The sequence below is a fragment of the Rahnella bonaserana genome (genome assembly GCF_019049675.1).
GTDB classification, from domain to species: domain Bacteria; phylum Pseudomonadota; class Gammaproteobacteria; order Enterobacterales; family Enterobacteriaceae; genus Rahnella; species Rahnella bonaserana.
On record NZ_JAFMOW010000060.1, the window covers coordinates 14811 to 27442 of the forward strand.

At 51.8% G+C, this 12632-nt stretch carries 10 protein-coding genes; 8 read left to right on the forward strand and 2 right to left on the reverse strand.

What is annotated here, in order from left to right; translation table 11 throughout:
* The first annotated feature begins 95 nt into the window (after positions 1–95).
* The 7 genes from J1778_RS09715 (at position 96) to J1778_RS09745 (ending at position 8340) form a co-directional block, all read left to right on the forward strand.
* Positions 96–1487, forward strand: a complete 1392-nt coding sequence (locus J1778_RS09715) for an aldehyde dehydrogenase family protein (RefSeq protein WP_217173001.1) — start codon at positions 96–98, stop codon at positions 1485–1487.
* Positions 1488–1770: 283 nt separating this feature from the next.
* A complete protein-coding gene (locus J1778_RS09720) occupies positions 1771–2076 on the forward strand; it encodes a YdgH/BhsA/McbA family protein (protein WP_217173002.1) in 306 nt (101 codons plus the stop codon).
* A gap of 323 nt (positions 2077–2399) precedes the next feature.
* Positions 2400–6113, forward strand: a complete 3714-nt coding sequence (locus J1778_RS09725; protein ID WP_217173003.1) for an autotransporter domain-containing protein — start codon at positions 2400–2402, stop codon at positions 6111–6113.
* Positions 6114–6370: 257 nt separating this feature from the next.
* On the forward strand, positions 6371–7144 hold the full coding sequence (locus tag J1778_RS09730) for a type IV toxin-antitoxin system AbiEi family antitoxin domain-containing protein (protein ID WP_132964567.1): 774 nt from the start codon (positions 6371–6373) through the stop codon (positions 7142–7144).
* A gap of 6 nt (positions 7145–7150) precedes the next feature.
* Entirely contained in the window at positions 7151–7642 is a 492-nt protein-coding gene (locus J1778_RS09735; RefSeq protein WP_217173004.1) for a nucleotidyl transferase AbiEii/AbiGii toxin family protein, read from the forward strand.
* Positions 7643–7858: 216 nt separating this feature from the next.
* Positions 7859–7915, forward strand: coding sequence for a hypothetical protein (locus tag J1778_RS24860; protein ID WP_390889625.1), 57 nt, complete (start codon positions 7859–7861; stop codon positions 7913–7915).
* A gap of 164 nt (positions 7916–8079) precedes the next feature.
* The gene (locus J1778_RS09745) at positions 8080–8340 is read left to right on the forward strand and encodes a helix-turn-helix domain-containing protein (RefSeq protein WP_217173005.1); all 261 of its coding nucleotides are present in this window, start codon (positions 8080–8082) and stop codon (positions 8338–8340) included.
* 118 nt (positions 8341–8458) lie between these two features.
* Here the strand turns inward: J1778_RS09745 and J1778_RS09750 are convergent, their stop codons facing one another.
* Together J1778_RS09750 and fabV are read right to left on the reverse strand one after the other, a co-directional pair.
* Entirely contained in the window at positions 8459–9295 is an 837-nt protein-coding gene (locus tag J1778_RS09750) for an HAD family hydrolase (RefSeq protein ID WP_238484648.1), read from the reverse strand.
* Between the two features lie 282 nt (positions 9296–9577).
* Positions 9578–10774 (reverse strand): enoyl-ACP reductase FabV, encoded by a 1197-nt coding sequence (gene fabV, locus J1778_RS09755; RefSeq protein ID WP_217173006.1) that lies wholly within the window; start codon positions 10772–10774, stop codon positions 9578–9580.
* A gap of 309 nt (positions 10775–11083) precedes the next feature.
* Here fabV and J1778_RS09760 point away from each other — a divergent pair, with 309 nt between their 5' ends.
* Complete coding sequence (locus J1778_RS09760) at positions 11084–12589, forward strand: sugar porter family MFS transporter (protein WP_217173147.1); 1506 nt, start codon at positions 11084–11086, stop codon at positions 12587–12589.
* Positions 12590–12632 lie beyond the last annotated feature (43 nt).

A 12632-nucleotide genomic window follows, 5' to 3' on the forward strand; every position in this document is an offset into this window, starting at 1 on the left:
TTCTCAAAAAGTGAACGGTTTACTTATTTTTATTCATTTTTATTAAATCACGCAAGCCACTATTCTGAACGCACTGGTTTAACGAGGAATAAATAATGACGACGACAAATTCACAAACACATGCCATTTCGCAAAATCCGTTCACCGGCGAGCGTATCGGTGAATATCCTTTTGACAACACGCTGGCACTGGAAGCAGCGGTGTCTCAGGGCAGCGTGGCATTTAAGCAATGGCGCAAAACGGATGTCGCACAGCGGGCAAAACTGCTGGTCAATCTGGCCGCCGAGCTGCGCTGCGCCAGCGAAGACATCGCCCGCATGATCACTCTGGAAATGGGCAAGCCGGTGAAACAGGCACTCGCTGAAGTAGAAAAATCAGCCGGATTGTGTGAGTGGTACGCTAAAAACGGTCCGGCGATGCTGGCACCGGAACCGACGATGGTCGATAACGGCGAAGCGCACATTCATTACCGCCCTTCAGGAATGATTCTGGCGATTATGCCGTGGAATTTCCCGGTGTGGCAGATTTTGCGCGGTGCCGTACCGGCGCTGCTGGCGGGTAATACCTTCCTGTTAAAACCGGCACCGAACGTGATGGGGACCACGTATCTGGTGAAACAGGCCGCGCTGAAAGCAGGGTTTCCGGCAGGTGCTTTTGGCGTGATTAATGTCGGCACACCGGCAGTGGCAGAACTGATTGCCGACCCGCGTGTGGTGGCCGTTACTGTCACCGGCAGCGTCCGTGCCGGTGCGGCAATTGCAGAACTGGCGGGTAAATCACTGAAAAAATGTGTGCTGGAACTGGGCGGTTCAGACCCGTTCATCGTACTCAATGACGCAAATCTGGATGAAGCGGTAAAAGCGGCAGTTGCCGGTCGTTATCAGAATACCGGGCAAGTCTGTGCCGCGGCAAAACGCTTCATCGTGGAAGAAGGTGTGCTGGACGCTTTTACCGCAAAATTTGTTGCCGCGACTCAGGCGCTGGTGACGGGCAATCCGCTGGATGACGCGACGTATATCGGCCCGATGGCACGCTATGATTTGCGCGATGAGCTGGATAAACAGGTTCAGGACACGCTGGCAGAAGGTGCAACCTTACTGCTTGGCGGCGGGAAAATTGCCGGAAAGGGTAATTTCTATGCGCCAACTGTTTTAAGCAATGTGACGCCTGAGATGACCGCATTCCGGCAGGAACTGTTCGGTCCGGTTGCCGCGATCACGGTGGCGCGCGATGCAGACCATGCCGTCGAACTGGCTAATGACAGCGAGTTTGGCCTGAGTGCGACAATTTTTACAACGGACCTTGCGCGGGCAGAACAGATGACTAATGAGCTGGAAACCGGTGGTGTGTTTATCAACGGTTACAGCGCATCCGATCCGCGTGTTGCCTTCGGCGGCGTGAAGAAAAGCGGCTATGGCCGTGAGCTTTCACACTTTGGCTTACGCGAGTTTTGTAATGTGCAGACCGTGTGGAGCAACCGGAAATAACACCCGTCAGACTCTGCCACCGGTACAAGAAAAACCTCCACGGGCGCTAAAGTGCCCGTTTTTTATTTACGCTTCTTCATTCATGTCAAAAATGCCGAACCTGTAACGAAATGAAAGTATCTTGCCGGAAAATTGCGTTAATTGTGGCGAAAACCTTCTTAACAACAAATTAGCAATTAAAGCTAAAGTTCGTCACATGAAAAGGTGTTTATTAACTCTGTGCCCGCTAGTTATGGGCAACGTAATACCCGATTCAGACATTGAACTCTTGAGGAGTCACTCCATGAAAGGCTTAGTCAATGATGTTTTATCCATATTTTATCCGAAGTCTGTTAAGCCTGTTTTGATCCGCAGTGGATTATCACATCGTGAAATAGCCTCCCTGCAAGCTGTGGGCGTAACAACAGTTTCCTGGGCTACCTCCATGGAAGAACTCAATAATGCGATTGTCAAAAAAGCGTTAGATGCAGGTGCCGTGGGCTATCACATTACTCATGTGGAATCCCACAAACCGGGTAAAGAAGAACAACACGTCATGGCGGCCACCGCGACGTTTTATCATATCAACCATAAAGTGGCCTATGACTGATGTTTCCTGAAAGTATGAGTGAAATGTAAAAAGCCGCATACCGGACAGGTCTGCGGCTTTTTTATTTAATTCGCCGTTCTCTATCCTTCCTTCATCTGATGCTGGCGATTTATCCCAAATATCCCTTTCTCTGAATGCCCTTCTGAATACGCATGCTCCCGCTTACGATTAAAATCCCCTGACGTCATCCCTGTTGAATGCGCCGGAATTAACCGTTTTTTACTCGTTATTTACGCAATCGTATTAGGAACATTCTTATAACATCACCAAAACAAACACACAAAAAACGACGCCTGCACGTCAGAATATCTCAGGGAATTTACATGACTCGCCATCGCCGCGCGACCGGGCGCTTTGCCCGTTTTGTCTGCGCTTTTCTTTTGTTATCACTCTTTTCTGTATCCCAGGCGATTGCTCAATCGGCAGGGTGTACGGCGCTGAATAACCGCACGTTTTCCACCGCGAACTTTTCAAGTCAGGCTTATCAGGCCAGCCAGTTTGATGCCACTGATACCTTAACGCTGACGTTTTCAGATTCTGGCGCCGGTGTGAACAGCGAGATAACAGATACTGACAGCTTCGGCCTGACGAATTATGCGCAGACGACATACTCAACCTACTACGTCACCGGCGGCACGGCAGGCCCCCATTCTTATACGGTAACGGGATCACAACTGGTGAGCAGCGGGGTTCGCTTTCGTATCACCACCAGCCACGGCTATCTGAGCCCTCTCAGCGTTTCCTGTACCTCACCGGTCAGCGCATCTGCAGATGCCAGCCTTTCGTCTCTGTCACTTTCTGCGGGTTCGCTTTCACCGGCTTTTTCAAGCGGGACAACGTCTTACAGTGCAACCGTTGCCAACAGCGTGACCAGCATTACGCTGACGCCGGTAACCACCGACACTACGGCAACCGTAAAAGTGAATGGGGCTTCCGTCACTTCCGGCAGTGCGTCTGGTGCAATCCCGTTAAGTGAAGGGAGTAACACCATCAACGTCACCGTGACGGCCGCCGACGGCACCTCTACGTCCGGCTATTCCGTGCAGGTACAACGCAACGGATTAGCACCGGTCGCTGGTTCGGCCGGCGCCAGCGTGGCGTTTAACAGCAGCAATAATGCGATTGCTCTGCCCCTTTCCGGCGGCGCAGCAACATCTGTTGTATCAGAATCGGCACCGGCACACGGTTCAGTCGTATTCTCCGGCTCAACCGCCCTTTATACGCCGCTGCAAAACTACTTTGGCCCAGACAGTTTTACCTATACCGCCAGCAACACCTGGGGCACATCTGCACCTGCGACCGTCAGCGTGAATATCGCCGCACCGGTGATTACGCTGTCGCCGGTCACCTTACCTTCTGCCACATCCGGCACCGCTTACAGCCAGACACTGACCGCAACGGGCGGATCAGGCAGCTATCAGTTCACCACAACGGATATGTTACCTGCCGGATTAACACTGGCAGCAAATGGTGAGCTTTCGGGAACGCCGACCGCAGCAGGCAGCTTTAACATTACCGTCGTGGCGCACGATACGGCGAATGCGGCCACCGGAAACCAAAGCTACACGATAACCGTAAACGGGCAGGCACCGGTCGCGGGCGCGGTCAGCACCACGGTTGCCGGGAACAGCAGCAACAACGCCATCGTTCCGGCGCTGTCTGGCGGCGTCGCGGCGTCAGTTACCATCACTGCCGCCCCGCTTCACGGCACGGCGACGGCTTCGGGAACCTCATTGAATTACACGCCTGCGCCCGGATATTCAGGTGCCGACAGCTTCACGTACAGCGCCAGCAATCACTGGGGCACATCTGCACCCGCTGCTGTCAGTGTGAACGTTGCCAGCGTCACGCTGGTATTCACGCCCGCGAGCGGCGCTTTACCCGCAGCCACCGCAGGTACGCCGTGGTCACAGACTATTACGGCCAGCAGCGGTACTGCACCTTACACCTACAGTGCATCCGGCCTGCCAGCGGGGCTCACCATCAGCGCCAGCACGGGTGAGATTTCCGGTACGCCCGCCACTTCCGGCACTTATGCCCTTCAGGTGAGTGCCGCGGACAGTCACGGGACCACCGGCACCGTAAACTATGCACTGACGGTTGCCGGACAAGCACCGGTAGTCAGTGCGGTATCCTCGAGCGTGGCAGCCAACACCCGCGATAATCTGATTGAGCCGGTGCTGTCGGGCGGCGCAGTCACTTCACTGGCGATTGTGCAGCAACCTTCACACGGCACGGCGCGCATCCAGAACCTGAAAATCCGCTACACGCCGGTTGCCGGCTATTCCGGTAGTGACAGTTTCATTTACAGCGCGTCCAATAATTTTGGCGCAGCACAGGCATCGGTCACGCTGAACGTCACCGCCGTACAACTGGCCTTCACGCCTGCCAGCGGCGCATTACCCGATGGTCGTGCAGGCACGCCTTATCGGCAGACTTTCAGCGCAACAGGCGGCACGGCATCGTATCAGTACCGCATATCAGGCACATTGCCCGCCGGATTAACACTGAGCGGCGACACGCTGAGCGGAACACCTTCCGCAGCGGGGAACAACAGTTTTACGTTGATCGCTACAGACGCCAGCGGCGTGACGGCTCAGGTCGCGTACACACTTAACATTACCAGCGCGCAGCCGGTGGGCGTCAGCCATACGGCCTCCGTTCTCGCTGGCAAATCTGTGCGGGTAAACCTGACCGAAAACGCCACCGGTGGGCCGTTTACCGGGGCGCGACTTGTCGATTCTCCGGCTGCAACACTCGGCAGTGTGGCGCTGGCACAAAGCGATAACGGGATTTATCTCGACTTTCAGGCTGCGGCGCAGGCTTCCGGTACGGTGGCTCTTCGCTATGTGCTGATGACGCAAGATTCGCAATCAGCACCCGCGACCGTAACGCTGAGCATCGCCGGTCGTCCGGATCCATCTAAAGATCCGGATGTACTCGGTCTGGTCGGCGCGCAGATTCAGTCGGCGCAAAATTTCGCGCGTGCGCAAATCCGCAACTTCAGCGACCGTCTGGAAACGCTGCACAACCCGGCCAGTGTGCGCAGCGATATGAACGGCATCCGCTTCAACATGCCAGCGTCTGAAAAGGAACGCGGCAACGATGACACTCTGTGGAACACCGCGTGGGAGCACAATCGCCCGCAACCTGAGCTGCCGCAACTGACCGATAAAAACGCCGGGCAGCATCCGCTTAATGGTGCGAACTCGCGTATTAATTACTGGACCGGCGGGTTTGTTGATTTTGGTCATTCCGGTAAAGACGGCGTGAGTTTCAGTCACACGCTGGTCGGCATCAGCACCGGCGCGGACTACCAGTTCACCCCGACTTTCACCGCAGGTATGGGGATTGGTTTTGGCAGAGACGTTAGCGATATCGGTGACAGCGGTTCCCGCAGCAACGGTCGATCCATCAGCTCGGCGCTTTATGGCAGCTATCATCCCAGCCGTTTCTTTATCGATGGTTTGCTCGGATACAGCCGTCTGGACTACGACAGCCGTCGTTATGTGACAGAAATGGATCAATTCGCCCGCGGCGACCGTGGCGGTTATCAGGTATTTGGGGCTCTGACATCGGGTTATGACTATCGTCTGCCCGACCTGCTGATTTCGCCATACGGACGCCTGCAATTGTCTCGCACCCGGCTCGACAGCTACACGGAATCCAGCGCCGATGCCTACGATCTGGCTTTCGCCTCCCAGGTGCTGAATGATGTGACCGGCGCGCTCGGCGTTCGCACCCAATACGCACTGCCACTGACGTGGTCGGTGCTGCGCTGGCAAAGTCGTTTCGAATACACGCAGGCTTTCAGCGATCCGGGCCGTGCCCGTCTGGGTTACGCCGATTCCGGCAATGATACGTGGAGTGCGGATGTCTACGGCGACAGTCAGGAAAATCTGGTGTTAGGCATGGGGCTGGATTTCCTGCTGCCGCATAACATTACGCCGGGCATCGCCTATCAGGGCACGCTCGGGCTGGATGAGGCACGCAGCCGCTCGCAGATGATCATGATCCGGGTGAACATCGGGTTCTGATAAGGAAGAGGCGTCCTGAAGATAGCGGGACGCTTTTGATCAACGTGCTTGATGTAACCCGCTGCAACGCCTGAAATTTCTCTGGAAAGCGCACCTCATTTTCGCGGTTAGCCCGTTGGTTTAGCCTCCGCAGACGCGTTACATTGCGCAGGAATAGCGCGAGCCTGATAAACTCTATCCATGCTATGGTTTACAAAAATAAAAATATGCGGCAATAATCGCCGCGAATTATCCATTTTGTAAACCGGTGGTTTTTTATGCTTAACACTGAGGCGAGACAACATCTGAAAACGTTACTCCCTTGTGGTCTGATCACCACAAAAACGTGGTTGCAAGAACAGGGATTACCACGACATTTTATCGATAACGCAGTAAAAAGCCGGACGTTGCTGATGCTTGCACCCGGCGTGTATACACGTGATGAATCGCCATTGAACTGGCAAGGGATCGTAACCTCGCTTCAGCGTATGCACCCAACGCCCGTCACTTTAGGCGGTCTGACGGCTCTGAACCTGGAAGGGTTAGCACATTATCAGCTTAAGGGTCAGGTCGTACCAGTCAGCCTTTATTCTTCCAGTCCACTTCCAGCGTGGCTAAATAAAATCACCGGGCGCGCCAGTTTTAAAGGGCACAGCACGCGACGTTTATGGCCTGATTCGGTCATGGCGGACAAAAGATTTCTGCGTGAAAGTCAGTGGCAGGAATCGCTGTCGCCAATGCTCTATTCCGCGCCTGAGAAAGCTATGCTCGAACTTCTCTCAGACGTGCCCAAAGCTATCAGTTTTGAGCATGCTGACCAAATCATGCAGGGGCTTTCGACACTCTCCCCTCGCAAACTTGAACTTCTGCTGCAGGCAAGCGGCAGTATAAAGTCCAAACGTCTTTTCCTGTGGCTGGCACAGCGTCACAACCATGCCTGGTTTAAATATCTCAAGCCTGATCTTTATGAGTTAGGTAGCGGTAAACGCGAAATCGCTAAGTCCGGCAGGCTAGATACGACATGGAATATTACGGTACCCAAGGATATGTAATTAAAAATGGACAGGGAATGTATTTACTACCGACAGGTGCAGTTGCTTTTACAATTGCTTCCTTTCATTGCAAAACACGATTGCTTTGCTCTCAAGGGTGGGACGGCAATCAATCTTTTTATCCGCAATTTTCCACGCTTATCCGTTGATATCGATCTGGTTTATTTGCCCGTGCTGGACCGGGAAGAGTCACTAAAGGGAATTAAAGCTGCGTTAGACGACATTGCGAAATCAGTGCTCGCTTATATTCCGCTCGCCGAATTGCTCGCAGTACGCAGGCAACTGATTGACCTGATTAATGGGAAAATAACTCAGGAAGAGAAAGAATTTTTACTGTCATTCAAAAATAAAGAACCGGACTGGACGTTATTGGGTCTCGACAATATAGACAAGTTACCCGCAGTGCGTTGGAAAAGAAAAAATCTGTCGAAGATGCCCGCAGAGAAACATGCGAACGCGCTTAAGCGACTGTCATACGTTCTTGATGTTGTCATGTAACCCACTGCAACGCGTGAAATTTCTCTGGAAAGCGCACCTCATTTTCGCGGTTAGCCCGTTGGTTTAGCTTACTCAATTACGCTATAGTGCGCCCGCTGCGGCAAAATCCGCAGCCGGGTTTCGCAGCTCGGCCAACACTATAAGGACGTACTTGATGTTATACATCGAGTGCAATTGTCTCTGCTCACCTGTTATTTAGGCAGCTAACCCTGTTTAATAACATCAATGGTGGCTCAGGCAGGGCAGCCTTCGGGCTGGCCGGTGTCCTTGTAGGCCGGTACTGCGAACCTTGTCTGAGCTACCACCCAAAGAGTTTCGCAGCTCCAGTGGTAGTCGTATTCACTACAAGGAGTCGTATATGAAACTATCGCATAGCCCCACATTTCTGCCCTTCTGCTCTGCTGTTCCTGTGCTTTTAAAAACAGGAGCACCCCGTCATGAATAATTGCGACTGGCATCAGGCCGATATCATTGCCGGATTACGTAAGAAAGGTACGACGATGGCCGCCGTCTCCCGCGCTGCCGGTCTGAGTTCCTCGACACTGTCTAACGCACTTTCAAGACCCTGGCCGAAAGGCGAAATGCTTATTGCGCAGGCATTGGATATACACCCGAGCGCCATCTGGCCAAGCCGGTATTTCGACCCAAACACGCGTGAACTTATTCAGCGGAAGGTGAGATCTGCGGGCGGGGTGTAGAAAATGATGAAAGGGCGCGGTATGCGCCCTTTTTAGTGGAATGAGGAAACGGGATGCCATAAATGGTGAAAAATTATTATCCTAAGGAAAAGTATGTAACTGTTTTCTAGATTGATAGTTAAATACCTTTGCGTTTAAATAGCTGCAACAAGCCTTTCACCGTTACATCCAATTGGCTACCCTCTTCATATACAGCGGGCACCACATAATTTGCCCTTTCTTCCGCAATAAGTTTTTCTACTTTTGACTGAGTTCTGCTATCACTCCATTTATTTTGGTCAAATACTGCTATAGAAAAACCACCTTGGTGTCTGACCATTTTCATCGATGGAATATCCGTATCTCCATCACCAAAGAAAATCATTTTTTGGAATGGAACCTCTCGCGATTCTGGCTCAATGAATTTGTTAACAGCAGCATTATCCCACGAGTTATCAATCCCCTTGTTTATCCTGAATAAAAATTGTGTTTTTGTAGTATAATTTATTGCTTGTGCCGGCCAAAGGACTGTCTTCCCGTCTTCTGAGTAATGATATTTACAAGCATATATCATACGAAATCTCTTACCAATTTCAGTCCCGCGAATCATCGCATCTAATCCACTGGATATTATATAGTGGTCAATCTCCATATCGTATTGCCTGGCATATTCATTGATTCTGCCAAACCAATCGACTACTCCAGGGAATAAAGGAATAGCTTGCCCATGCTTTACAAGATTAGAATAACTGAGTTCATCAGACTTTAGAGAATGAGCCTTCTCAGCAAGAAGGCCAAGATAGGATAATATCTCATCACCATCATCTTTTTTTGCCCTATCTTTAACCAAAGTCCAAAAATCGCCTATATTTTCAATACCTAAGGCCGGCATTAATCCATGCTGAGCGCAATCCCCCTCAGCCAAAGTCCCATCAAAATCGTATATCAGCGCACATTTCATTTTCATACTGCCCATTTTTTATGTTCCCTATAGAAATTTTAATGGCTACGTATTTAGTTGAATTGACATTATTAGCTTTCTAAGTAGGTTAAGGTCCAACGTAGTACAAGTATTACGTTTAAGTCTGATTAAATAATATATGTTGAACAATTGTAATGCCAAAATAACAAAGAACCTCTAACAGAGCCATTTTCGGCGTAATCAGTTAGCAATGAAACATATGATAGAACTAACAAAAAACCCCACACCCGCTTCTCAGCGAATGTGGGGTTTTAGCAATCTAAGCGTTAATCCAAATTACATCTGGATCAGATGTTTGATTTTCACGTCTGGATTAGTATCGGCTGCGTAATCAACGCCGTTCAGGCCAAAGCCGAACAGACGCATGAACTCGCTTTTGTAGCCCGCAAAATCAGTCAGCTCAGGGATATTGTCGTTAGTGACTTCATCCCACAGCTTGCCGACTTCTGCCTGTACTTCCGGCGCGATCTCTTTCAGGTCAGCGCGCAGACGGCCTTCGTTATCGACCAGCGGTTCAGCGCCATACAGGCTATCTTTGTACAGACCATAAACCTGCTCGATACAACCTTCGTGCGTGCCCTTCTCTTTCATCACTTTGAACAGCAGGGAAAGATACAGCGGCATCACAGGGATAGCGGAACTCGCCTGAGTGACAACGGCTTTCAGCACGGAAACACGTGCGTCACCGCCCTGCTCTGCCAGTGTGCTGCGGATATCCAGAACACGTTTGTCCAGATCCTTCTTCGCTTCACCGATAGAACCGTTCCAGTAGATGTCCTGCGTCACTTCTTCACCCAGGTAGGTGAACGCCGTGGTTTTCGCGCCTTCAGCCAGTACACCGGCGGCTTTCAGGTCTTCGATCCACATCTGCCAGTCTTCGCCACCCATTACCGCTACGGTGCCCGCGATTTCTTCAGGGGTTGCCGGTTCCAGCGTGGTTTCGTTGATGGTTTCTTTATCGGTATTGATGCCACGAATGGTCACTTGCTTACCGATTGGCTTCAGGGTGGAGTTAAACACTTCACCGGTTTTCGGATGGGTACGGCGCGGCGCGGCCAGGCTGTAAACCACCAGATCAACCTGACCTAAATCTTGTTTGATCAGCTCAATGGTCTTTTGCTTCACTTCATCAGAGAAGGCGTCGCCGTTGATGCTTTTTGCGTACAGACCTTTTGCATCCGCAAATTCTTCGAAGGCTGCAGAGTTGTACCAGCCTGCGGTTGCAGTTTTCGATTCATCGCCCGGACGTTCGAAGAAGATGCCCAGCGTTGCTGCGTCAGAACCAAAAGCAGCTGAGATGCGGGCAGCGAGGCCGTAACCGGTAGAAGCACCGATCACCAGGACTTTTTTCGGACCGCCTTCGATTTTGCCTTGCGCGGTAACGTAGTCGATTTGTTCTTTAACGTTCGCCTTGCAACCTTCCGGATGGGCAGTAACACAGATAAAGCCACGGATGCGTGGTTTGATAATCATATAGACCTCATTGCAACTGTCTCAGTAAATTGGCCGATAGAATATAGGTTTGCGCCGTTTCAGGCAAAACCTGCTGCTTTATCCCCTCGTAAACAGACTTCTCTGAAGTAAAAACAGCATTAATTCTATCCCAACGGATAAAAATCGAACCGAAATATCCCCTTGGGAAGTGTAATGCACTTCCCGCCTCACTCCTGCGCGGCATTCAGTATTTTCCGAAATTTTAACATCTGCTTTGTAATCCATGACTAATTTCCCCTGCCGCCTACCAAAATCCTCAACTTGGGTTAGATTTAGAGGTTGTGTGATCTGCATCACACAAAACATGACAACAATAATGAAATACAGGGAGCACTTGTGACTGAGAAACTCAACAGCGGGCAGGAAAGCGAGGCGAAGAAAACTCCGCCGCCGACCGAACCACTGGTAAAAGTAATTGCGTTTATTGCCACCCTGGGTGGTTTATTGTTTGGCTACGATACAGGTGTGATTGCGGGCGCGCTGCTGTTCATGAAGCACGATCTGCATCTGACATCGGTGACGACCGGGATGGTCACCAGTTTCCTGATACTGGGTTCTGCTATCGGCGCGGTCTTTGCGGGTCGGGTCGCTGACCGGTTCGGACGCAAAAAAATCATTCTGGCGATGGCGATAATATTCATGGCCGGTTCTCTGGGTTGTGCCATGGCCCCCAACGTCGTGCTGATGATTACCTTCCGCTTTATTCTCGGACTGGCCGTCGGTGGCGCGGCAGCGATTGTGCCGATATATATCGCGGAAATCGTGCCTTCTAACCGCCGCTGGCAGTTCGTCACCTTGCAGGAACTGATGATCGTCTCCGGCCAGCTGATTGCTTACACCAGTAACGCGGCCATTAACGAAGTCTGGGGCGGCGAAACCACCTGGCGCTGGATGCTGGGTGTCGCCTGTGTTCCGGCGGTGATTTTATGGGTCGGTATGTTGTTCCTGCCTGACACACCGCGCTGGTACGCCATGCATGGCCGCTATCGCGAGGCGCGTGACGTGCTGGAACGCACCCGTAAAGCAGGCAAGGTTGAGAAAGAACTGAGCGAGATCCGCAGTTCCATGAGTTCTAAAAGCGAGAAACATTCCCGCCGCCAGAAGACGATTTCCGTCTGGATGAAACGACTGGTATTTCTGGGGATTGGTATCGCCATGCTGCAACAGCTTTCCGGCGTGAACACCATCATGTTCTACGCACCGACCATGTTGCAGGCCACGGGATTAAGCACCAATGCGTCTCTGATGGCGACCATCGCCAACGGGGTAATTTCGGTGATCATGACGTTCGTGGGGATAATGTTACTCAGCCGTTTCGGACGCCGTCCGCTGCTGCTGACCGGTCAGATAGGTTGTACGCTGACGCTTCTTGCCATCGGGCTGGTGACCTGGCTGATGCCAGAAACCGTCAACGGCCATCCCGATGCTGTCCGCAGTTATCTGGTACTGGGCGGTATGCTGATTTTCCTGTGCTTCCAGCAGGGCGCGTTGTCGCCTGTTACCTGGCTGCTGCTGTCGGAAATGTTCCCGATGCGCATCCGCGGTATGGCTAACGGCGTGTCGGTATTTGCCATGCAGATGACCAATTTCTCTATCGCCTTTATGTTCCCGATCATGCTGGATTCTATCGGGCTGACGATGTCCTTCTTCTGCTTTGCCGCCATCGGTGTCGCAGGGGGCATTTTCGCCATTATCTTCGCGCCGGAAACGCAGGGCAAAACGTTAGAGCAAATTGAGAAACACTTCAAAAAGCACTTACAAGATGACCCTGCTCCGCAGGAAGCAAGAAGTTAAATTTTACATCGCCGCATGAATACGCCGGACAAGTTGTCCGGCG

Coding starts and splice junctions, on each gene's coding strand:
- J1778_RS09715 (WP_217173001.1), top strand. CDS start 96: ATGACGACGACAAATTCACAAACACATGCCATTTCGCAAAATCCGTTC.
- J1778_RS09720 (WP_217173002.1), top strand. CDS start 1,771: ATGAAAGGCTTAGTCAATGATGTTTTATCCATATTTTATCCGAAGTCT.
- J1778_RS09725 (WP_217173003.1), top strand. CDS start 2,400: ATGACTCGCCATCGCCGCGCGACCGGGCGCTTTGCCCGTTTTGTCTGC.
- J1778_RS09730 (WP_132964567.1), top strand. CDS start 6,371: ATGCTTAACACTGAGGCGAGACAACATCTGAAAACGTTACTCCCTTGT.
- J1778_RS09735 (WP_217173004.1), top strand. CDS start 7,151: ATGGACAGGGAATGTATTTACTACCGACAGGTGCAGTTGCTTTTACAA.
- J1778_RS09745 (WP_217173005.1), top strand. CDS start 8,080: ATGAATAATTGCGACTGGCATCAGGCCGATATCATTGCCGGATTACGT.
- J1778_RS09750 (WP_238484648.1), bottom strand. CDS start 9,295: ATGGGCAGTATGAAAATGAAATGTGCGCTGATATACGATTTTGATGGG.
- fabV (WP_217173006.1), bottom strand. CDS start 10,774: ATGATTATCAAACCACGCATCCGTGGCTTTATCTGTGTTACTGCCCAT.